The sequence below is a fragment of the Pseudarthrobacter sp. NPDC092202 genome, assembly GCF_044755505.1.
GTDB lineage: Bacteria > Actinomycetota > Actinomycetes > Actinomycetales > Micrococcaceae > Arthrobacter.
In genome coordinates, this window is the sequence record NZ_JBIVRG010000024.1 from 1 (window position 1) to 22720 (window position 22720).

The 22720-nt window shown below is 65.9% G+C and carries 14 protein-coding genes and 3 tRNA genes; 11 read left to right on the top strand and 6 right to left on the bottom strand.

Features of this window, described 5'->3' with window-relative positions:
• Positions 1-91: 91 nt before the first annotated feature.
• The 3 genes from ACIQF4_RS20440 to ACIQF4_RS20450 all read right to left on the bottom strand — a co-directional run bounded on the left by ACIQF4_RS20440 (position 92) and on the right by ACIQF4_RS20450 (position 2030).
• Complete coding sequence (locus ACIQF4_RS20440) at positions 92-376, bottom strand: DUF1540 domain-containing protein (RefSeq protein WP_066273802.1); 285 nt, start codon at positions 374-376, stop codon at positions 92-94.
• Between the two features lie 92 nt (positions 377-468).
• Positions 469-1002, bottom strand: coding sequence for a PadR family transcriptional regulator (locus ACIQF4_RS20445; protein ID WP_350000637.1), 534 nt, complete (start codon positions 1000-1002; stop codon positions 469-471).
• Positions 1003-1046: 44 nt separating this feature from the next.
• On the bottom strand, positions 1047-2030 hold the full coding sequence (locus tag ACIQF4_RS20450) for an NAD(P)H-quinone oxidoreductase (RefSeq protein ID WP_350000639.1): 984 nt from the start codon (positions 2028-2030) through the stop codon (positions 1047-1049).
• A gap of 107 nt (positions 2031-2137) precedes the next feature.
• Here ACIQF4_RS20450 and ACIQF4_RS20455 point away from each other — a divergent pair.
• Both ACIQF4_RS20455 and ACIQF4_RS20460 read left to right on the top strand, forming a co-directional pair.
• Positions 2138-2225: transfer RNA gene (locus tag ACIQF4_RS20455), tRNA-Ser, on the top strand.
• Positions 2226-2680: 455 nt separating this feature from the next.
• On the top strand, positions 2681-7216 hold the full coding sequence (locus tag ACIQF4_RS20460; RefSeq protein ID WP_400517683.1) for an ExeM/NucH family extracellular endonuclease: 4536 nt from the start codon (positions 2681-2683) through the stop codon (positions 7214-7216).
• A gap of 139 nt (positions 7217-7355) precedes the next feature.
• Here the strand turns inward: ACIQF4_RS20460 and ACIQF4_RS20465 are convergent, their stop codons facing one another.
• Positions 7356-9296, bottom strand: a complete 1941-nt coding sequence (locus tag ACIQF4_RS20465) for an FAD/NAD(P)-binding protein (protein ID WP_400517685.1) — start codon at positions 9294-9296, stop codon at positions 7356-7358.
• Between the two features lie 65 nt (positions 9297-9361).
• Between ACIQF4_RS20465 and ACIQF4_RS20470 the strand changes: the two genes are divergently transcribed.
• The 4 genes from ACIQF4_RS20470 (at position 9362) to ACIQF4_RS20485 (ending at position 13915) form a co-directional block, all read left to right on the top strand.
• Positions 9362-11599, top strand: a complete 2238-nt coding sequence (locus tag ACIQF4_RS20470) for a prolyl oligopeptidase family protein (protein ID WP_400517687.1) — start codon at positions 9362-9364, stop codon at positions 11597-11599.
• 2 nt (positions 11600-11601) lie between these two features.
• On the top strand, positions 11602-12126 hold the full coding sequence (locus tag ACIQF4_RS20475) for a GNAT family N-acetyltransferase (RefSeq protein WP_350000645.1): 525 nt from the start codon (positions 11602-11604) through the stop codon (positions 12124-12126).
• Between the two features lie 103 nt (positions 12127-12229).
• Positions 12230-12317, top strand: a tRNA-Ser gene (locus tag ACIQF4_RS20480).
• A 164-nt stretch (positions 12318-12481) separates the two neighbouring features.
• Positions 12482-13915, top strand: coding sequence for an MFS transporter (locus ACIQF4_RS20485; protein WP_400517688.1), 1434 nt, complete (start codon positions 12482-12484; stop codon positions 13913-13915).
• A gap of 178 nt (positions 13916-14093) precedes the next feature.
• On the opposite strand, the gene ACIQF4_RS20490 is transcribed toward ACIQF4_RS20485, so the two are convergent.
• Positions 14094-16346: a RecQ family ATP-dependent DNA helicase gene (locus ACIQF4_RS20490; protein ID WP_400517690.1), complete on the bottom strand. Its 2253-nt coding sequence runs from the start codon at positions 16344-16346 to the stop codon at positions 14094-14096.
• Between the two features lie 164 nt (positions 16347-16510).
• Here ACIQF4_RS20490 and ACIQF4_RS20495 point away from each other — a divergent pair, with 164 nt between their 5' ends.
• From ACIQF4_RS20495 to ACIQF4_RS20510, 4 genes are all read left to right on the top strand, one after another.
• The gene (locus ACIQF4_RS20495) at positions 16511-17929 is read left to right on the top strand and encodes a phosphomannomutase/phosphoglucomutase (RefSeq protein WP_350000651.1); all 1419 of its coding nucleotides are present in this window, start codon (positions 16511-16513) and stop codon (positions 17927-17929) included.
• Between the two features lie 6 nt (positions 17930-17935).
• A complete protein-coding gene (locus tag ACIQF4_RS20500; protein ID WP_350000654.1) occupies positions 17936-18439 on the top strand; it encodes a hypothetical protein in 504 nt (167 codons plus the stop codon).
• A gap of 14 nt (positions 18440-18453) precedes the next feature.
• Positions 18454-18903 carry an Rrf2 family transcriptional regulator gene (locus ACIQF4_RS20505; RefSeq protein ID WP_350000656.1) on the top strand — a complete coding sequence of 150 codons (450 nt, stop codon included), beginning with the start codon at positions 18454-18456 and terminating at the stop codon, positions 18901-18903.
• A gap of 180 nt (positions 18904-19083) precedes the next feature.
• Positions 19084-20244, top strand: a complete 1161-nt coding sequence (locus ACIQF4_RS20510; RefSeq protein WP_400517691.1) for a globin domain-containing protein — start codon at positions 19084-19086, stop codon at positions 20242-20244.
• Between the two features lie 155 nt (positions 20245-20399).
• On the opposite strand, the gene ACIQF4_RS20515 is transcribed toward ACIQF4_RS20510, so the two are convergent.
• Entirely contained in the window at positions 20400-22235 is a 1836-nt protein-coding gene (locus tag ACIQF4_RS20515) for a phosphoenolpyruvate carboxykinase (GTP) (RefSeq protein WP_400517692.1), read from the bottom strand.
• Positions 22236-22513: 278 nt separating this feature from the next.
• Between ACIQF4_RS20515 and ACIQF4_RS20520 the strand changes: the two genes are divergently transcribed.
• Positions 22514-22590: transfer RNA gene (locus ACIQF4_RS20520), tRNA-Arg, on the top strand.
• The last annotated feature ends 130 nt before the right edge of the window (positions 22591-22720 follow it).

The following is a 22720-nucleotide window of genomic DNA, read 5'->3' on the forward strand; positions in this document are numbered from 1 at the left end:
CGACGCCCGGAACACACCCCTGCCCGCGGCGCATCATCTCGCACCGGTCACGCCAGGACGGCCAGCCGAAGGCTCATCGGTGGATCGAGGCTTAGGCGTGCGAGTAGGTAAGGCAGTCAGCGTTGTCAGCACCGGGGCCGACATGCACCTCGGCCGCCTTGCACATCAGGTGGTCGTTGTGGACGCATTCGGAGCGCTGGCAGGCTCCGACGTCGGCAAGGACTTTCGGCAGTCCGCCGTGCATACCGGTGTCGATGAAGGTGGCGCAGTGCGCGTGGTTTTCCGCGCCGCCAACCGTGATGGCGGCAGCATTACAGTTGGTGTGATCGTTAAAGGAACAGTTCGTTACGCTGCAGTCGGCCACGTGGGTTGTCATGAGCTTCCTCCAAGTTCCACCGCCCGGCCGGGCGGCTCCTGCACCCCACGGTAAACCTGTCCTCCGCGTTCAAAAAGACCCAATTGTGTTGCCTATTTCCCCTGTGCCTGCTGGATCATCCTTGCCTCGCACAGATCAAGCCAGCGGACCTCCGCCTCAGTCTGGAAAATCAGGGAGTCCAGGACCAAAAGCCACGCCGTATCAACGGCCCGCTGGTTTGAAGCCGTGTCCCGCCGGGCTTTGGTGTAGTCCTGCAGGGCGCGGACGGAGGCCATCCGCTGGCCCTGGATAATGGCTTGGATATCGACGCCCGGCGTGGTGACGGCGAGCGCCAGCTTGATGGCCAACTCGTTGCGCGGCGGGCTGCTCCGCTCCACCGGCGCTGCGAACCACTCCCGGATCTCCGCCCTGCCGGCCGCCGTAATGCTGTACACCACGTGGCCGTTCCCGTCGTCGCCGTCCCGGGCCACCAGGGCGTCGCGTTCCAGCCTGTCCAGGGTGGTGTACACCTGTCCGATATTCAGCGGCCAGGTAGCGCCGGTGCGCGCCTCAAACTCGGCCCGCAGCTGGTAGCCGTAGCGGGGCTGGTCCTGCAGCAGGGCGAGGAGGCTATGGCGGATGGACATGCTGTTCCTTGTGCTCGGCGGGCAACGGTCTGCGGGCGGAGCGGTTACATGACCAAGAGGATCTTGCCGACGTGATCACCGGTGTCGAAGTACCGGTGGGCCGCGCGCACCTGGTCGAGCGGGAATGTCTTTGCCACCAGCGGCCGGACCCTTCCGTCGCTGACCATCGGCCATACGGCGTCGCGGACGGCGGACATAATGGCGCCTTTCTCCTCCACGGGTCGCGGGCGCAGGGCTGTGGCCACCACAGCAGCCCGCTTTTGAAGCAGCTGCCCCAAATCGAGCTCACCCTTGGTGCCGCCCTGCAGTCCGATCACCACCAGGCGTCCATAGTCAGCGAGCGCGTCCACGTTCTGCTTGAGGTATTTGGCGCCGACGACGTCGAGGATGACGTCCGCACCCTTGCCTCCGTTTTGGCGGCGAAGGCTCGCGGGAAAATCTTCCTCGGCGTAGTTGATGGCTATGTCCGCACCCAGGAAGGCCTTTGCCGTGCTCACTTTTTCATCAGAACCGGCCGTGGTGGCAACCCTGGCGCCGAGCGCCTTGGCCAGTTGGATGGCCATGGTGCCGATCCCGCCTGTGGCCCCATGGATCAGGACGGTCTCCCCCTCCTGCAGCTGGGCGGTCATGACCAGGTTGGAGTACACGGTGGCGGCAACTTCGGGAAGCGCTGCCGCGGTGACCAGGTCAACGCCGTCAGGCACCCGGAGGACCTGCTCGGCGGGGACGGCCACCTGCTGGGCATAGCCGCCCCCTGCCAGCAGCGCAACCACTTTGTCACCGAGGGAAAACGCCCTCGTGACACCGGGACCGAAGCCCGCAATCCGGCCGGACACCTCAAGCCCGGGAATGTCCGGGGCTCCCGGCGGCGGGGGGTAGAAACCCCTGCGCTGCTGCACGTCCGCCCGGTTGAGGCCGGCCGCCACAACGTCGATCAGCACCTCTCCGGTACCGGGTACCGGGGCCTCGACCTCGCGGACCTCCAACACTTCCGGGCCGCCCGGCTCCGAAATGTAGACGGCTTTCATGGAACACTCCCGTTTCTGACTGAATACTGCGTGCAACCAGTGTGCACCGGACACCTTCCGGACTCTGTTTTGTTGCAGGCAAGTGCCTATGAAACACTACTTGTTGAGGAAGGTTGTCCGAGCGGCCGAAGGAGCTAGTCTTGAAAACTAGTGTGCGGTAACCCCGTACCAAGAGTTCGAATCTCTTACCTTCCGCGAAACAGGACCCCTGTCTGCCAGCATGCTGGCGGACAGGGGTCCTTCGTTTAAGCTGCGGCAGGCCGCAGCGGGACCGGAATGGGCAGCCGCGAGGGAAACCAGCGCCCCCCGCGTAAATTGTTCCGGCAAATTTGCCCCGCACCGTTCCACCAAAGCTACTGGCCGGTATCCTTTGTGATAGTCGGCACACTGGGGTAGATGCCGGCCACCACATACCGCCAACAGCATCACCGGAACCGGGGCTACTGGGGCTCCCGGCCGGTAGGTGGCCCGTTCCGCTGGGGAGCGTCCCGCCGAATGCACGCGCTATCAACCCTGCGTTCATTCAGCGCTGTTGTGATGTGCCGGATACCACTTGACCAGGAGCAGGATCCGGGCCCCTGTCCGTCGGTACAACCCGGACATCTTCCATCGGGTCCCCCACCGGGACACCCTTATGAAAGTACGAGCGGATGCATCACACACCTTGGAAACTAGCGCTGGGTACAGCGTTGTCGGCGGGGCTTCTGGCTCCCCTGGCAGTATTGCCCGCAGTTGCGGACAATACAGCCGCGGAGGTCTCACCTGCGGCAGGCACATCCCCTGTTGTCATTAACGAGGCCTACCTCAGTGGCGGCAGCACGGGCGCCGCCTACAAGAACCGGTTCCTGGAGCTTTACAACTCCTCTGACGCCCCGGTGTCGCTGGACGGCTGGTCAGTCCAGTACCGCTCGGCAGCCGGTACGGCAGCCCCTACCTCAGTGGCACCCCTTTCCGGCACCATCGCGGCAAAGGGGCATTACCTGATCCAGGGTGCCAGCAACGGAACCAACGGCGCGGACCTCCCCACGCCGGACCTCGTGGCGGGAGGCCTGAATTTCAGCGGCACCTCCGGCACCATCGTGCTCGCAAAGCAGCCCACCGCCGTCGCGCTGTCCACCGGCTCCCAGGTGGAACCCGCGGGCGTGGCGGACCTGCTGGGCTACGGCTCCTCGAACACATTCGAAACCGCATTGGCTGCGGGCCCTGCGGGTACCGGCGACGCGAGGAGCCTGAACCGCAGCGGGGGCGCGGACAGCAACAGCAATGCGGCGGACTTCAGCCTCAGCGCAACCATCAGCCCAACCCCTGGCGGCGGCACCGCACCGGATCCCGATCCCACACCCGACCCCACGCCGTCAAACAGGTCCATCGCCGAGATCCAGGGCACGGGCGAGCAAAGCCCCCTCACCGGATCAACAGTAACCACCATCGGTAAGGTCACCGCGGTCTTTCCCACCGGCGGCCTCAACGGCTACTACCTGCAGACAGCGGGAACCGGCGGCGACCTGACGGCAACGAACCACGCCGCCTCGGACGGAATCTTCATCTACTCCCCCGCCACGGTGGCATCGGTCCAGGCCGGAGACCACGTCCAGGTCACGGGCACCGTGGCCGAGTACTACGGCATGACGCAGATCAACGTCACTGCAGCCGCAGGCCTGGCCAAATTGGCTGAGGCCGCACCCGAAGTCAAGGCAACGCCGTTCACGCTGCCCGCAAGCGAAACCTTCCGCGAATCCCTGGAAGGCATGCTCCTGGCACCCCAGGGCCCGCTGACGGTCACGGACAACTACACCCTGAACCAGTACGGCGAGATCGGCCTCGCCGGCGGAACAACGCCGCTGGTCCAGCCCACCGCCGTCGCCCCCTACGGCTCAGCTGAGTACACCGCAACGGTGGCGGACAACGCGGCGCGCGGGATCAAGCTCGACGACGGTTCCAGCACCAACTTCCTGCGGGACGCCCCCACCAAAGCCCAAGTGCTGCCCTACCTGACCACGGCTGACCCGGTACGGGTGGGCTCGCCGGTCACGTTCACCACCAATGTGGTGCTCGGATACGGCAACAACGCCTGGAAGCTCCAGCCGCTGACCCACCTCACAGAAGCGAACAAGGCCACAGTCCAGCCGGCGTCGTTCGGGGCTACGCGCACCGACGCTCCTGCCGCAGTAGGAGGCAACCTCAAGATCGCCTCCTTCAACGTGCTCAACTACTTCCCCACCACCGGTGACCAGCTCACGGGCTGCACCTACTATGAGGACCGCGAAGGCAACCCGATCACGGTCCGCGGCGGCTGCGATGCACGCGGCGCCGCCAACGCAGAGAACTTCGAACGGCAGCAGGACAAGATTGTCTCGGCCATCTCCAAGGCCGGCGCCGATGTTGTCTCACTGATGGAGATAGAGAACTCCGCACAGTTCGGCAAGGACCGGGACGACGCCCTGGCCAAGCTGGTGGACGCCCTGAACATCGAAACGCCGGGCATCTGGGATTACGTCAGGTCCCCTGCCAACGCGCCGCCGCTGAGCGACGAGGACATGATCCGCACCGCGTTCATCTACAAAAAGGCAGTTGCGGAGCCTGTGGGTGAGTCCATCATCCACAACGACACCGTGGCGTTCTCCAACGCCCGCAAGCCGCTGGCCCAGGTTTTCAAGCCCGTGGGTGGCGGTACGGGCACAGAGTTCATCGCCATCGCCAACCACTTCAAATCCAAAGGCTCCGCGGCCACCCCCGAGGACACAGACCAGGGGCAGGGCGCATCAAACCTGGCACGCACAGCCCAGGCAAAGTCCCTTCTCGACTTCACCAGGTCCCTGCAGCAGTCCAAGGGCACGGACAAGGTGTTCCTGATCGGCGACTTCAACGCCTACGCCAAGGAAGACCCCATCAACGTCTTCACCGCAGAGGGCTACGTCAACCAGGACGAGAAAGCACGCAACGCCGACGGCACCGCCAAGCACTCCTACCTCTTCGGCGGCCTGGTGGGCTCGCTGGACCACATCCTGGCCTCCCCCGCCGCCAATGCGGTGGTCACAGGTGCTGATATCTGGAACATCAACTCGGTTGAGTCGGTGGCCCTGGAATACAGCCGCTACAACAACAACGTCACCAACTACTACGCACCGGACCAGTTCCGTGCCAGCGACCACGATCCCGTGGTGGTCGGCCTGGACCTGCAGTCCACTCCGGCCACCGTTGACCTGAACTTCCTGGGCATCAACGACTTCCACGGCAGGATCGACACCAACACGGTCCTGTTCGCAGGAACCATCGAGAAACTCCGTGCGGCGGCCGCACCCGGCGCCACCGCCTTCCTCTCCGCCGGGGACAACATCGGCGCGTCGCTGTTTGCCTCCGCGGTTGCCAAGGACCAGCCCACCATCGATGTGCTGAACGCCTTGGAGCTTCGGGCTTCGGCCGTCGGCAACCACGAGTTCGACGGCGGCTGGGCGGACCTGCAGGACCGCGTCATCGCCGGCGGCACCAACGCCAGGTTCCCCTACCTGGGTGCGAACGTGTACAAGAAGGGCACCACTGAGCCGGCCCTGCCAGAGTTCACCATTTTGGAGATGGACGGCATCAAGGTGGCCGTCATCGGCACGGTCACGCAGGAAGTCCCTTCCCTGGTGACCCCCGCCGGGATTGCCGACCTTGAGTTTGGTGATCCCGTGGACGCCATCAACCGGGCGGCCGCACGGATCACCGCGGAGAACCTGGCCGACGTCATCATCGTGGAAAACCACGACGGCGCCGGTTCGGGAACGGTGGAAGGCTCCACCCTGGAGGAGGAAGTGGCTGCCGGCGGCCCGTTCGCGAAGCTGGTCACCGAAACGTCCCCGGACGTTGACGCCATCTTCACCGGGCACACCCACAAGGAGTACGCCTGGGACGCACCGGTTCCCGGTGTGGAGGGCAAGACCCGGCCGATTGTCCAGACGGGCAACTACGGCGAGAACGTGGGCCAGATCCAGCTCACCGTGGACACCGCCACCAAGCAGGTGACTGCGTACAAGGCCGGAAACGTCAAGCGCACCACCGATCCTGCCGCAGACCTGGTCGCCGCCTATCCGCGCGTGGCCGCCGTCGACGCGATCGTTAAGAAGGCACTGGCGGACGCCGCCGTCATCGGCGACCAGCCCGTTGGTGCCGTCACGGCCGACATCACCACGGCCTTCACCACGGACGCCGCCGGAGTGGCAAAACGTGATGACCGCGGCAGCGAATCCACGCTGGGCAACCTGGTGGCGGACTCGCTGCTCAACTCGTTGCAGCCCGCCGAACTGGGCGGCGCCGAAATCGGTGTGGTCAACGCGGGCGGCTTGCGGAACGAGCTGTACTACGCCCCGGACGGCACCATTACCTACGCCGAAGCCAACGCGGTGCTTCCGTTCGTCAACAACCTGTGGACCACGTCCCTGACGGGTGCACAGTTCAAGACGCTGCTGGAGCAGCAATGGCAGACCAACCCGGACGGCACGGTTCCCAGCCGCGCCTACATCCAGCTGGGCCTGTCCAAGAACGTGAACTACACGTACGACGCCGCGCGGCCGGCCGGTGACCGCATCACCTCCGTCCGCGTGAACGGGGCTGCGCTTGATCCGGCCAGGTCCTACCGGGTGGGCACATTCAGCTTCCTGGCAACCGGGGGCGACAACTTCCGCGTTTTCACCGAAGGTGCCAACACCAAGGACTCGGGGCTGGTGGACCGTGACGCGTGGATTGGCTACCTGCAGGACAGCAGCCCGGTCTCGCCCGATTTCGCCCGGCGATCGGTGGCCGTCACGAACACCACCGCCAGTGAGGTCAAGTCCGGCGAACCGGTCAGCCTCTCGGTCTCCAAGCTGGACCTGACCTCTCTGGGCAGCCCGGTCAACAAGACCCTCTCGGCAGTGTTTACGGACACCGCCGGGGTTGTGACCGAGCTAGGGTCCGTGCCCGTCACGGCCGGTTCCGCAACAGTGGACCTGGCCATCCCCTCAAGTGCCGCTGCCGGGCCGGGAACTTTGGTCCTCACCGCTGCGGAATCGGGGACGAGGGTCACGGTAGAGGTCAAAGTGGCAGCAACCGGGCCTGCCGAACCGGTTTGCACCAAACCGGTCAAGCCTTCACGGCCTGCGGACCTGGCCGGCCAGCTGAATTATGGCCAGGCCATGGCCGCTTACCGGGCCTGCCTGCGCGGCTGACGGCCCCGCCTGGAAGTGTGAAAAGTCCGGAAAACCTCCGACGCTCTCTCACTTAAGGCGCCATTTCCCCAGATGCTCTCTCACCAGTGAGAGAGCATCTGGGCTTTAAGCACATCAAGTGAGAGAGCGTCCGGGGCAGCTACAGTCCGAGGATGGCCCTGGCGATCTCGTCGGCGTCCCGGAGCGTCCGCTGGCCGCTCCGGTAGGCAGGCTGGCCGGGCTGCACGGCTTCGGCGGCGATGGCTGTGCCCCACTGCGAGGACGAGAGCTGGAGGCCCAGCACATAAAGGTTCCCGGACACCGACCCGTTGGCCGCCACCGGCCGGTAGGGGTGGGGCACAACATCCAGGCCCGTGGACTGCACCGGTGCGCCCTCCGCCGTCATCATCAGCCGGGGCCTGGCGAGCCCCTCCGCGAGCAGCTGTTCAAGCACGGGTGAATCATTTGCGGACACCCTGTTGCCCGGGGCGAGCGCCTCCACCATGGTCTTTGCCGTCACGGGCGGCCCGTCCACCCAGGGGGACGTGGCAGTGAACACGGCGTTCCTGCGGTCAACGCCGAATTTGGGGTCGGGCCCCACGAAGCTGACAATTCCGGCGGTTGCGAGCGCGGCGAGTTGCTCCGAGCGGAGCGCCGGCGGCCCGCTGGCCAGCCCTTCCACAAAGGACTCGAACCAGCCACGCAGTCCGGCGACCCATGATTCGTCGGTGATGCCGCCGTCGGCCACTGCTGTTTTGAGGACAGCCCTGCCGCGGTGCAGCGCGCCGATGGCCATCTTCACCGGATCATCCTCGCCCAGGGCTGAGCGGCGGGCATCGTCCAGCAGGTATTCGACGACGGCGGCGTCCAGCTGGGCGCGGGAAGCGAAGGAGCGCCCGGCCAGCGGCGCTGCCAGCCCGGGCAGGTCAAGCCGGTGGCGCGGGCCCACGTGCACGGCCAGGACGCTCTCAACACTGTCCTCCCACTTGGCAGCGCTGTGGGCATGCGGGTGCAGCGCCTCTTCAAGCGCAGTGAGGAAAGCAGCGGCACCAGGGACGGCGCCAGGCTGCGAGCGCACCAGGGTTGAGTAGTACGCCCAGAGCGTGTCGCGGTGTAGCAGCGGCCAGAGGTCGTGGTCGAAACCCGGCCGGATCCCTGCGGTGCGGAAGCGCTCCAGGGCGGCTTCGGTGAGGTACCTCAGGGTGACCGACGACGGGTAGTAGCCGGCGAGCGCCGCTTTGGCCCGGTAGGGGGTCCCGCGCCGTGAGGCGGCAATGATCAGCGGCTCCTGGCCGGACGGTTCGTACGTCAGCTTCCCGCCGTTGCTGACGAACTTGCCCCCGCGGCCCTCGGTGAGCTGTCCCATGGCATCGAAAAAGTTCAGGCCCATGCCGCGGACCAGCACGGGCTCACGGGCGGGAATGGCGGCCCAGTCGACGTCGGCCGGCACAGCCGGCGGCAGGTACCGCAGGCCGAGTTGCACCGCCGCGCCCTGCAGCTCCCGCTGTTCCGGATTCAAGCGGGACGGGACGTGCCCCAAAGCAAGCACCACGGCGTTGGTGCGGAGCGTGGCACCACTTGCCAGGCCGACGTCGTATATTCCGTCCGCCGCCGGACGCACCGACTCCGCGGACGTTTCGTGGAATTCGATGGTGACGCCGTCAGGTGCTTTCTCCGTCAGCTCGTCCAGTGTGCAGCGGAGGTAGCGGCCGTAGAGGGCCCGGCTGGGGAAGTCGCTGGATTCCAGGACGGCCAGTTCAGCCCGCTCGTCATCGGTGAGGAACGGCGACGGGTGTGCCTGCTGCAGCGCCCGCCACTGGTCAAAGGTGGTCCCGGCGATGGGCGCGGCCAGGGCAGGGTCCTGCGGAACCAGCGTGGGATAGAAGGACTGCGTGTTCATCAGGTACAGCCGTGACTGCTGTGGCTGCCACACATGCCCGGGCCCTGCCGGGAAAGGATCGACGACGTCGATGTGGAGCCGCACTGAACCCGTGCCGTCCGTGGCCAGGGCGGCTGCGTGCGCGAGCAGGCGTTCCAGAACGCTGGTGCCCCGGGGACCTGCACCGATGATGGCGGTCCGGATGCTCTGCGTTATTTCCACGGCATCCAGCGTACGGGCTGAACGCGTGACTTGCCCGCCGGCAGCTAAGTTGTTTGGATGGCCCAATGACCACCACTGCAGCTGATTCAGCGTCCGTCCCCGGCTCCGGCCAGGCCACCTCCAGCGCTGCGCCCGAGCCCGTCGACGAGAATGTCTGGCTGGAGGAGATTTACGGCGAAGAGCAGCTTGCCTGGGTCAAGGAGCAAAACTCCCGCACCGAAGATTTGCTGGAGGATGCGGACTACGCCTCCCTGGAAGGAAGCATCCTGGAGGTGCTGGACTCCACGGACCGCATTGCCATGGTGGGCAAGCGCGGGGACTGGTACTACAACTTCTGGAAGGACCGCCACAACCCCAAGGGCTTGTGGCGGCGCACTACCTGGGAGAGCTACTGCACGGATTCCCCCGAGTGGGACGTTCTGCTCGACGTCGATGAGCTGGCCGCAGCGGAGGGCCAGGAGTGGGTGTTCCACGGCGCAACCTTCCTGCGGCCCGGGGCCGGCGAGCCCTACCGGCTGGCCCTGCTGGCGCTCTCCCCCGACGGCGGCGATGCGAACCGGTACCGGGAGTTCGACGTGGAGAGCAGGACGTTCGTGGACCCTGTCCAGGGCGGTTTTGACCTGCCGACGGCGAAGGGCAACGTTTCGTGGCTGGACGCGGACACGCTGCTGGTAGCCTCCACCGCGGAGGGGCTGCCGAAGACCGCTTCTTCCTACGCCCGGACGGCGGTCACGCTGAAGCGCGGCGCCCGGCTGGCGGGTGCACCCCTGCTGTTCGAGGTTCCCGAGCAGCACATGATGGCAGTGGTGGCGCACGACTCCACTCCCGGATACGAGCGGACCTTCGCCGTTGACTACATCGACTTCTTCAACCGGAAGAACCTGGTGCTGCGGGACGGCGAGTGGGTGCAGATCGACGTGCCCACCGACGTAAACGTCAGCGCGCACCGGGAATGGCTCCTGTTCCGGCCGCAGCAGGACTGGGTGGTTGACGGAAACACCTATCCGGCCGGCTCACTGCTTGCCTGCGGGTTCGAGGACTATCTGGCCGGCGCACGGGGCCTGGCGGTGCTGTTTACCCCGGACGCCCGCACGTCGCTGCAGTCCTGGAGCTGGACCCGGAACTTCCTGCTGCTCAACCTCCTCAAGGATGTTTCGTCCGAAATCCGGGTTTTGGATCCTTCCGGCCCCGCGGATGGTCCGGGCGGCACCTGGGGATCCACCCTTCTCGACGCCTGCCCGCCGCTGCATGACGTGAACGCCTATGCGGTGGACGATGAGGACGAGTCAGCGTCCGACGGCGGCGCGGGCGACGACTTCTGGCTCGTTGCCACCGGGTTCACCACTCCCACCACGCTGATGCGGGGCACCCTGGAACGGACCACTGACGCGACGTCCGGCGTGGTGAGCCGGCACGCCCAGGTGAAGGCATCGCCGTCGTTCTTTGCTGACGGCGACTATGAAGTGCAGCAGCATTTCGCCGTTTCCGATGACGGAACCCGTGTCCCCTACTTCCAGGTGGCCCCACGGAACCTGCCGCTGGACGGGCAGAATCCCACGCAGCTTTCCGGTTACGGCGGGTTCGAGGTGTCCCGCACGCCGGCCTACAGCGGCACGGTGGGCAGGGCATGGCTGGAGCGCCGGACCTCCATGCCTGCCGGCGCTGACGGAGACGCTCCCCACTCCCGCGGCGGGGTCTACGTGGTGGCGAACATCCGCGGCGGCGGCGAGTACGGGCCGGCCTGGCACCGGGCGGCGCTGCAGGAGAACCGGCACAAGGCCTACCAGGACTTCGCCGCCGTTGCCCGGGACCTCATGTCCCGCGGCGTTACCTCCCGCGAACGGCTGGGCTGCGTGGGCGGATCCAACGGCGGGCTGCTGGTGGGCAACATGCTCACCCGGTACCCGGAGCTGTTCGGTGCCGTGTCCTGCGGTGTGCCGCTGCTGGACATGCGCCGCTACACGAGGCTTTCCGCCGGCCACTCCTGGATTGCCGAATATGGTGATCCGGACGTCCCGGAGCAGTGGGAATACATCAGGACCTTCTCCCCCTACCACCTGCTCAAGGACGGGGTGGAATACCCGGAAACGTTCATCTGGACCGCAACCTCCGATGACCGGGTTGGTCCCGTCCAGGCGCGCAAGATGGCCGCTCGGATGCTGGCCATGGGCATTCCGAACGTCTGGTTCCATGAAGCTTTGGAGGGCGGGCACGCCGGAGCGTCCGACAACCGGCAGGCAGCCGCCCTCCAGGCACGGAGCCAGCACTTCCTGTGGAAAGCCCTGGCTGGCGGCCTGGGGTAGCGGTGGGCCTGGACCTGCGGCGGGCGGAGCCTGCTGACGTTGAACGCCTGGCGGAGATCCATGCCCGCTGCTGGCAGGAGACTTACCGCGGGATGCTGTCTGACGGGTTCCTCGCCTCCCGGGTCCCCGCCGACCGCCTGCCTCTCTGGCGGCACCTGCTGGAGGCAGCCGAACCGGCGGATGTGTGGGTGGCGTGCGACGGCGGCACCCTGGTTGGTTTTGCGGGCGTCCGCCACGTGCCTGCCGGTGATGCAACGCATGCTGCCCCTCCGCCGTCGGCCGGAGACCTGGAACTTTGGGGTCTGTACCTGTTGGCGTCGCACCAGGGGCTGGGGCTGGGACGCCGCCTCCTGGACGCCGCCCTGGGCACCAGCGCGGCGAGCCTATGGGTGGCAGCGGACAACGGGCGCGCCATTGGCTTCTACCGGCACTTCGGCTTCGAACCCGACGGGGCGGCGGACACGATCCCGGACTGGGAAAACCTCCGCGAAATCAGGATGGTCAGGGGCGGGCTGCCCCCGCAGTGAAGCCGGCAGCGGGCAACCGCTAAGCGCTGTGGGCAGTGCCGGTGGTCCGTTTTGCACTGCATGGCCCGTTCTGCGTATCCTTGGTGGGCTAGGAATAGCAATTGGAGACGTGCCAGAGCGGCCGAATGGGCTTCACTGCTAATGAAGTGTGGGGCACAACTCCACCGGGGGTTCAAATCCCCCCGTCTCCGCGTTTTGGCCCCGGTCTTGGACCGGGGCCTTTTGCGTTCCCGCACTTTTTGGGTTCCCGGACTCTTACGTTCCGGGCATGTGCCTTGCGTGGTGTTCCCTCCCGGTTCGTCCGGGGTACGGACACCGGGCGCACCGGATGTTCTGCCGGTGGCAGGATGAACGAATGGCAGCAAGCAACACGGCGGCTGGGACGCCCGGGACCGCGCAGGCATGGAGTCCGCGCCTGGCCCTCCTGGTCGCCGCCACCTTCTTCATGGAGTTCCTCGACGGCACGATCCTGACCACGGCCATCCCCAATATCGCTGCCGACTTCCGGGTGCCGGCCCCGGACGTCAACATCACCATGACGGCCTACCTGCTCACCGTTGCCATGGGCATTCCGCTCAGTGGCTGGCTTGCAGAACGTTTCGGTGCCCGCCGGGTCTTTTGCCTCGCCATCGCCATCTTCACGGTCGCTTCACTCGCCTGCTCGCTGAGCCAGGACCTCGCCGCGCTCACCCTCAGCAGGATCGCCCAGGGGTTCGGCGGCGCCATGATGGTTCCTGTCGGAACCCTCGTGGTCCTTCGCGGGACACCCAAGGCCGAACTACTGCGCGCCACCGCCTTCCTGGTTTGGCCCGGGCTGCTGGCTCCCGTCCTGGCTCCACTGGTTGGCGGTGCGCTGACTACGTACCTGTCCTGGCACTGGATCTTCCTGATTAACTTTCCCCTGGGTGCGGCCGCCTTCCTGGCTGCACTCCGGCTGGTGCCTGCAGAAGCGGGCGACGGCGGGCGGCGGCTGGATTGGCCGGGGCTGGCCCTCACCACTCTCGGCGTGGGGGCACTGGTGGTGGGCCTGGAACTGGCCAGCACCCACCCGGACACTCCCTGGGCTGCCCTGAGTGCCGGATCCGGTGCGGTTGCCCTGGCCTGCGCCGTGCTTTGGATGCGTCGGGCCCGCACGCCGCTTTTTGACCTTGGGGTGTTCAGCGCCCGCACGTTCAGGGCGATGGCCACCGGCGGGTTCGCCTACCGGCTGACCATCAGCTCCGTCCCGTTCCTGCTGCCGCTGATGTTCCAGGCCGGGTTCGGCTGGTCCCCGCTGCATGCCGGTGCCATGGTGGCTGCAGTCTTTATCGGCAACATCGGCATCAAACCGGCCACCACGCCCCTGATCCGGCGCTTTGGCTTCAGGGCGATGCTCGTGTTTGCCTCATTGGCTTCCGCAGCGACCTTCGCCCTCTGTGCCCTGCTGACAGCGGACACCCCCGAGCCGTTGACCTTCGCACTGCTGGTCTGCAGCGGGGCGTTCCGCTCCATCGGTTTCTCCGCCTACGCTTCGGTCCAGTACGCGGACATCGCCCCTGCGCAGCTCACCTCGGCGAACGTGGTCTCAGCAACCCTGGTCCAGCTCGCCGCTGCTGCCGGCATCGCCGTGGGTGCCCTGCTTATCCGGCTGTTCGATGGCCTCGGCAGCTTTTCCGATGACGCCGCCGGCCCCTTCCGCGGGGCATTCCTCGCCATGGCGGTGCTCATGCTGGCGAGCACCGCGGACAGCCTTTTCCTGCCCCGGCATGCCGGGGCAGAGGTAAGCCAGCGCAAGACCCAGCGGGCCTGAACCAGCCCAGGGCTGGAGTGATTATTGGGTTTTGGCGTCCGCATGCTTGAAGCCGGGGCTTGAGGCCGTGCGGCCTGATGCCAGGTCTTGGGGCCGGGCGGCTTAGGGCGGCGGCCCTGGGGCTGGCGGCCCGACGCTATCCACCTGATTCCAGCCTGCCCCGTCAGCCGTGCCCCCGTCAGCCGGCCTGCGCCAGTACCAGGGGAAGGACAGCCCCCGCACCGGCCTGGCGAAGGGCCCGGCCGGCAACTGTGAGCGTCCACCTGCTGTCCACGATGTCGTCTATCAGCATGACGCTGCCGCCCTGCAAAGAACCCAGCGCCTCCCCAAGTTCGGGCCCCACGACCAGGCGGTCCCACACACCAGCCAGGCGGTAGGCGCTGTTGCCGCCCCGGCTTCCGGTGGGCCCCCCATGGGCCAGCTGCAGCTCGCCCAGGTACGGGATGCGCCCGATCTCGGAAATGCCTCTGGCAAGGGAGCCCACCAGCTCCGGCTTGCCGCGCGAAGGGACGCTGACGATGGCGGCGGGCCGCCCCACACCGCTCCAGCCGGGATTGCGTGAGTCTCCGGCGCCCCACTCGCGCAGGACCTGGACGCACGCCTGCAGCATGCCAGGATCAACCGCCCGGTCCGCCGCGCCGGCAGCGAACAGCTCGCGCAGTGCACCGCCCCAGCCAAGATCGGTCAGCCTCGCAAGGACACGTCCCTCGACCAGCCCTTCGCCCGGTTTGAGCTTTCCCTTCACAGGAACTCCCAGACGGTCCATCCCGCTGGGCCACTGCAGCCTCGCCTCCAGCACCCCGCCTGCCCTGCTGAGCGTCTGGCTGGCCGCGGCCGTGGCCTGTTCAGCAATATCTGCCCTGAACCACTGCCCGGCGCAGTTGTCGCACCGGCCACAGGCGTGCGCCGTCTCGTCATCCAGGACGGAGGTTATGTATTCCATGCGGCACCCGGCCGTGTCCTGGTAGATCACCATGGAGTCCTGCTCGTCCACGCGGGCCTCGGAAATGCGCTGGTACCGCTCGGCATCATAAATCCATGGCTGGCCGGTGGACCGCCAGCCACCGCCCACGCGTTCCACCGCACCGTCCACCGAAAGGACTTTCAGCAGGAGTTCCAGCGGAGTGCGGCGAAGATCAACCCGCGCTTCCAGGGCAACTGTGGAAAGTGCAGTGCCGGCTTCTGCCAGGGCAGTAAGGACAGCCGCGGCCTTCTCTTCAGAGGGCATGGAGGCTGTGGCGAAGTACTGCCAGATGTCGCGGTCCTCCGGGCCGGGAAGCAGCAGGACATCGGCGTTGGCTGCGCCACGGCCTGCCCGCCCTACCTGCTGGTAGTACGCAACAGGGGAAGAGGGAGCCCCGAGGTGGACCACAAAACCCAAGTCAGGCTTATCGAACCCCATGCCCAATGCCGAGGTGGCTACCAGGGCCTTTACCTGGTTGTCCTTGAGGAGCTGTTCTGCCCGCTCCCTGTCGGCGGGGTCGGTGCGGCCCGTATAGGCGAGCACTTCGTGGCCGGCCTCGGCCAGCAGCCGCGCCGTGTCCTCCGCTGCGGACACCGTCAGCGTGTAGATGATTCCGCTGCCTGGAAGGTCCGCGAGGTGGGTCAGCAACCAGCCCAGGCGCTGCTTGGCGTCGGGAAGGGACAGCACGCCCAGCCTCAATGAATCCCGGCCAAGTGCACCGCGAATGGTCAGGACGCCGGCCCCCAGCTGCTCTTCGATATCGTGCACAACCCGTGAGTTGGCCGTGGCGGTGGTGGCGAGCACCGGGACCGTGTCCGGCAATTGGGTGATCAGGTCCGCAATCCGGCGGTAGTCCGGGCGGAAATCGTGGCCCCAGTCGGAAATGCAGTGAGCCTCGTCAATCACCAGCAGTCCCGTCCGGCGGATGAGTTCCGGCAGCTGGTTTTCACGGAAGGAAGGGTTGGTCAACCGTTCCGGGGACACCAGCAGGACGTCCACTTGGTCAGCGGCGAGCTGTTCGCGGACGCTGTCCCACTCCAGCTGGTTGGCGGAGTTGATGGCCACTGCGCGCACCCCGGCACGGGCGGCGGCAGCCACCTGGTCCCGCATCAGGGCCAGGAGCGGCGAAACGATCAGGGTTGGTCCGGCGCCCCTGCGGCGTAACAGCAGGGAAGCCACGAAATATACGGCCGATTTTCCCCAGCCGGTGCGCTGGACAACCAAGGCCCGCCGGCCGCCGTCGACCAATGCCTCGATTGCTTCAAACTGGCCCTCGTGGAAGCCGGCCGCCGGGTTGCCGACCAGTTCGCGAAGGACCTCGAGGGCCTGCGCGTGCGTGGCCGAGGAGGGGGGCACCTCAATGGTTGCAGGGTCAGAGACGGCGGTTTCAGAAAGTGCTGGCTCAGAAAGTGCGGGTTCAGAAAATGCGGTTTCAGAAAGAGCGGTGGCGTGCTGGTTATCGACCATTGATTCAGTATCCCAGCCACGTCCGACACCCGGGAACGAGCTGCCGCCGCTATGTGGATTTCGGACGTGGACCGGCCATGGCCCCTGGCTCCCCGAATGTGTTTATCCACAAACATAGCCCTCCCTCAATTGCCGACCCCCGGCTTCACCGTAAGATAAAGCCCGTGACTAGCGAACAGAAAACGGCTTTTGACCTTTCGGCATCCTTCAAGGCGTACGACGTCCGGGGCATCGTAGGCGAGTCCATCACCGCCGAAATCGTCGAAGCCGTGGGGGCCGCTTTCGTGGACGTCCTTAAACTCCAAGGCCAGACCATCCTGGTAGGCGGCGACATGCGCCCCTCCTCCCCCGACTTCAGCAAGGCTTTCGCCAACGGCGCAGCCACCCGCGGCGCCAACGTTGAGCTGCTGGACCTGATCTCCACCGACGAGCTCTACTTTGCATGCGGTTACCTGGACCGCGCCGGCGCCACGTTTACCGCCAGCCACAACCCCGCCGGATACAACGGCATCAAGATGTCCAAGGCCGGTGCCGTGCCCATCTCCTCCGAGTCGGGACTCAAGGACATCCAGGCGCTGGCCGAGCAGTACCTGAATGCGGGCTCCATGCCCGCTGCAGAAAAGCGCGGGCAGATCGGCGTCAGGGACGTGCTCAAGGACTACTCGGAATACCTCCGCAAACTGGTTGACCTTTCCGGCTCCCGTCCGCTGAAGGTAGTGGTGGACGCGGGCAACGGCATGGCCGGCCTCACCACGCCCGCAGTGCTGGGCGACACCCTGCTCCCCAAGCTTCCCCTCGACATTATTCCCCTGTACTTCGAGCTGGACGGATCCTTCCCCAACCACCCGGCCAACCCGCTTGAGCCGGAGAACCTCCGCGACCTGCAGGCGGCAGTAGTGGAGCACGGCGCCGACATCGGCCTTGCCTTCGACGGCGACGCCGACCGCTGCTTCGTGGTGGACGAGAAGGGCAACGCCGTATCGCCGTCCGCTATCACCGGCATGGTGGCCCGCCGCGAGATCGCCCGCGCAAAGGCACAGGGCGAAGAGACCCCCACGATCATCCACAACCTCCTCACGTCCCGGGCCGTGTCAGAGCTCGTAGAGCACGACGGCGGCCGGGCTGTCCGTACCCGCGTGGGCCATTCCTTCATCAAGGCCGTCATGGCCGAGGAGGGCGCGGTCTTCGGCGGGGAACATTCGGCACACTTCTACTTCCGCGACTTCTGGAACGCAGACACAGGCATGCTGGCGGCCATGCACGTCCTGGCCGCCCTGGGTGAACAGGACGGCCCCCTGTCCGAGCTGGGCCGGGAATACGAGCCCTACGTCAGCTCCGGTGAAATCAACTCCGAAGTGGATGACAAGCCCGCTGCCGTGGAGCGAGTCCGTGCAGATTTTGCCGGTGAAGACGTCGCCATCGACACCCTGGACGGCAGCACGTTCACGGCCAACGACGGCAGCTACTGGTTCAACCTGCGGCCGTCCAACACCGAGCCCTTCCTCCGGCTCAACGCGGAAGCCACCGACCAGGCCACCATGGAACGCATCCGGGACCGGGTCCTGGCACTTGTCCGGGCGTAGGGCAGCATGACGGAAAGCATGGGGCCCGCCACCGAAGAACAGGGTTCCGGCCAGCAGCAATCCTGGCGTGACTCGGTGCCGGACGCCACCGCAACCGACCTGGAGAATCTCCTGGGTACGGGTGTCAGCGCCGCCCAGGAGCAGCTCCAGCGCAACGGCGGTTTCCTGCCGTTCGCCCTGACCGTACAAAACGACGGCGAGGTGCGGCTGGTAGCGGTCTCCCCGGCGGATGCCGATGAAGGTTCGGACGGGGACTTCGACGCCGAAACCATGATCAGTGATCTCACCGCCCTGCTGCGGCAGAACCGGGAGGACTTCCGGGCCGCCGCGGTTGTGTGCGACATCCTGCTGGTTGAGGAGGACTCGGACGCCATCCACGTGGCGGCTGAGCACCGCGACGGCTCCGTCTTCGCAGCCGTTTTGCCCTACTCGGCCAATGCCGGGACGCAGACGTGGGAATTTGGTGACCTGGCCGCCGATGCCAGCGAACCCGCCATCTGGGTGGACTAGACCGGCGGCTCCCCATGAAGATCAACGCTTTTGCCGATGTGAGCCTCCGGGCGCTGATGGTGCTTGCGGCGGCACCCGGCGGTGCGTTGCTGACAACACAGAGCATTGCCGACTCGGTAGGGACTCCCTACAACCACGTCAGCAAAGCAATGACCAAACTGCGCAGCCTGGGACTGATCGAGGTGGTCCGCGGCCGGACAGGCGGCTCCCGGCTCAGCCATGCGGGCCGCGTTGCCACCGTGGGGCAGGTCCTGCGCCAGCTCGATACCCGGACTGATCCGGCGGACTGCGTGGCTCCTGGCGGCAACTGCCCGCTGATCAACGAATGCAGGCTCCGCGCTGCACTGGCCCGCGCCCGCGAAGCCTTCTACCGGGAACTCGATTCAGTCGTCATCGCGGACCTGCCGGGTTCCCGCCAAATGGCCCCGGTCTTCGACATGATCGGGCTGCGCCCGGGCCTCTGACTCGGGGGACATTTTGCGGGACCTGCTCCCGCGGCGCGACACCTTCAGGAACTCCTGTTACAACACGATTTGCATCAATTTTCTACACGCTGTAGAACTTGAGGTATGAAAACCGGCATTTGAAATGCAGGTATTCGCGAAGGCCGGACGAAGGCCCCGGTCACGACCTCAGGAGTTCCCATGCTCTCGGAAAAATCCCGTCCCGTCATTGAAGCAACGCTGCCCCTTGTTGGTTCACGGATCGGCGCCATCACGCCCAATTTTTATGCCCGCCTCTTCGCCGCCCACCCCGAACTCCTGGACGGCCTCTTCAGCCGTTCCAACCAGCGCTCCGGAAACCAGCAGCAGGCGCTGGCGGGCAGCATCGCCGCCTTCGCCACCCACCTTGTGAACAACCCGGGCACGCTTCCCGAGACCGTCCTGTCCCGGATCGCCCACCGGCACGCCTCCCTGGGGATCACGGAACCGCAGTACCAGGTGGTCTACGAGCACCTGTTCGCTGCCATCGCCGAGGACCTGGCCGAGGTCATCACCCCGGAGATCGCCGAAGCCTGGACCGAGGTGTACTGGCTGATGGCGGACGCCCTGATCAAGCTCGAGAAGGGCCTCTACGCTTCGCAGGCAAATGACAAGATGTGGATGCCGTGGCGGGTGGCGGCCAAAACCCCAGCCGGCGCGGGCTCCATGACCTTCACCCTGGAACCGGCTGACGACACCCCGGTCACCGAGGCCCTGCCCGGCCAGTACATCAGCGTCAAGGTGACCCTGCCGGAAGGCCTCCGCCAGGTCCGACAGTACTCCCTGTCCGGCGAAGCAGGCACCACCCGCAGCTTCACCACCAAGCTCGACGATGGCGGCGAGGTCTCCCCCGTGCTCCACAACAGCGTCCAGGTGGGCGACATCCTGGAGATCTCCAACCCCTACGGCGAAATCACACTCAAGGACGGCGAGGGCCCGGTGGTCCTCGCGTCCGCCGGCATTGGCTGCACCCCCACCGCATCCATCCTCCGTTCCCTGGCAGAGGCCGGATCAGACCGGCAGGTGCTGGTGCTCCACGCGGAAAGCACCCTGGACAGCTGGGCGCTGCGCAGCCAGATGACGGACGACGTCGAACGCCTTGATGGCGCCGAACTGCAGCTGTGGCTCGAACAGCCGGTGGCCGGAGCCAAGGAAGGCTTCATGTCCCTGCGCGAGGTGGACCTTCCCGCCGACGCATCGCTGTACCTCTGCGGGCCGCTGCCGTTTATGAAGAACATCCGCAACGAGGCCATCAACGCGGGCATCCCCGCCACACGGATCCACTACGAAGTCTTCGGCCCGGACATCTGGCTGGCCAGCTAACCCCCACCCCCTTGGAGTTTTTGTCCAGATGTGCAGGCTTGGAGGCCCCTGAAGTCTGCATATCTGGACAAAAACTCATGGCGGACGACGGCGGCGCCGCACCTTCCAGAAAAAGGTGCGGCGCCGCCGTCGTTATGCCTGCTTGTCGCTGGCGGTCAGCTGTGGTCAGCCATCCGTTCCTTCAGAGCCTCAAGCTCGGCGCGCAGGGCGTCCGGAAGTGAGTCACCGAACTTTGCGTACCATTCCTCGATGGAGGCCAGCTCGGCGTCCCATTCCTCGCGGTCCACGCGGACGGCCTCTTCCACGTGGGCGTGGGTGAGATCCAAGCCGGCAAGGTCCAGCGAGCCGCCTGTCGGCACAAAGCCGATGGGAGTCTCGACGGCGTCCGCCTTGCCCTCGAGGCGTTCGATGGCCCACTTGAGGACACGTGCGTTGTCGCCGAAGCCGGGCCACGCGAAGCCGCCGTCGGCGGTGCGGCGGAACCAGTTCACCAGGAAGATGTGCGGCAGCCGCTCCGGGTTGGCCTTGCCCGAGACACTGATCCAGTGCTTCAGGTAGTCGCCTGCGTCGTACCCGATGAAGGGAAGCATGGCCATGGGGTCGCGGCGCAGCACGCCGACCTGTCCGGCAGCGGCTGCCGTGGTCTCCGAGGAGAGCGTGGAGCCCATGAAGATGCCGTTGGTCCAGCTGCGGGCCTGGGTCACCAGGGGAACAGTGGTCTTGCGGCGGCCGCCGAAGAGGATGGCGGAGAGCTCCACACCCTCGGGGCTGTAGTACTCCTCGGCCAGCATGTCGATCTGCGAGATCGGCGTGCAGAACCGGGAGTTGGGGTGGGCTGCGGGCTTGTCGGAGTCGGGCGTCCAGGAGTTGCCCTGCCAGTCGGTCAGGTGCGCGGGCACCTCGTCCGTCATGCCCTCCCACCAGACACCGCCGTCGTCGGTCAATGCCACATTGGTGAAGATGCTGTGGCCCTTGGCGATGGCACGCATGGCGTTCGGGTTGGTGCCCCAGCCGGTACCGGGGGCGACGCCGAACAGGCCGGCTTCCGGGTTGGTGGCACGCAGTTCGCCTTCCTTGCCGATCCGCATCCAGGTGATGTCGTCGCCAAGGGTCTCCACCTCCCAGCCCTCAATGGTGGGGTCCAGCAGGGCAAGGTTGGTCTTGCCGCAGGCGGACGGGAAGGCCGCGGAGATGTAGTAGTTCTTCTTCTCCGGCGAGGTCAGCTTGAGGATGAGCATGTGCTCGGCCAGCCAGCCTTCGTCGCGCGCCATGACAGAGGCAATGCGGAGGGCGTAGCACTTCTTGCCCAGCAGGGCGTTGCCGCCGTAGCCGGAGCCGAAGGACCAGATGGAGCGCTCCTCGGGGAAGTGGACAATCCACTTGTCCGGGTTGCACGGCCAGGCAACATCCGCCTGGCCGGCTTCGAGCGGCGCACCCAGGGAGTGCAGGGCGGGGACGAAGAACGCATTCGTCTCGGTCATCCTGTCCAGCACGGCTGTGCCGATGTTGGCCATGATCCGCATGGAAGCGACAACGTAGGCGCTGTCCGTGATCTCGACGCCGAACTTGGGATCCTCCGCGTCGAGGTGGCCCATAACGAACGGGATGACGTACATGGTGCGGCCGCGCATGGACCCGGCGAACAGGCCGCGCAGCTTCTCCTTCATTTCGGCGGGTGCCATCCAGTTGTTGGTGAACCCGGCGTCGCGCTTGTTCTCGGAGCAGATGAAGGTCTGCTCTTCGACGCGGGCTACGTCGGCAGGATCGGAGAAGGCCGCAAAGGAATTGGGGAACAGTTCCGGGTTCAGCCGGGTCAGCGTCCCCGCCGCCACGAGCTCGTCGGTCAGCCGGGTGTTTTCCTCTTCGGACCCGTCCACCCAATAGATGCGGTCCGGCTGCGTTAGCTCTGCAACCTCTTCGACCCACGCCAGCAGGCCGGCATGTGTGGTGGGTGCTTTCTCAAGCAACGGCTTCTGCGCCAGATCGCCCATTTCGGTTCCCTTCCTTGGGGTACATCGGTGTGTGCTAAATGCTATGGTCCGGACCACTGCCGTTTTTTGGACGTAGGCTGACCTTTCGAGGCCACGAAAATGGAATTCCGCGCGAAATCAAGGAATTCAGCCGACTAAGTGGGAATTTAAGTGACAAAGGTCACCTATACCGGTCTAGTTACAGAGATTACATGCTTTCCGATTTGTCATCGCAGCCACCCCTCGCGTAAAGTAATTCGAGGTTCAGGGAGAGCGGTTCTTCTCCAGGAACACGAGATGCGCCCATAGCTCAGCTGGATAGAGCGTCTGTCTACGGAACAGAAGGTCAGGGGTTCGAATCCCTTTGGGCGCACCAATCAGGTCCGCTCCGGTTCGCCGGAGCGGACCTTTTGCGTTAAGCAGCACTGCGGTCGGATGGACCTGATGCGGATGCGGCCAGCCGTCCCCGATGCACGCCCGAAGGCACCCGTCCCCGGGCGTAGGCT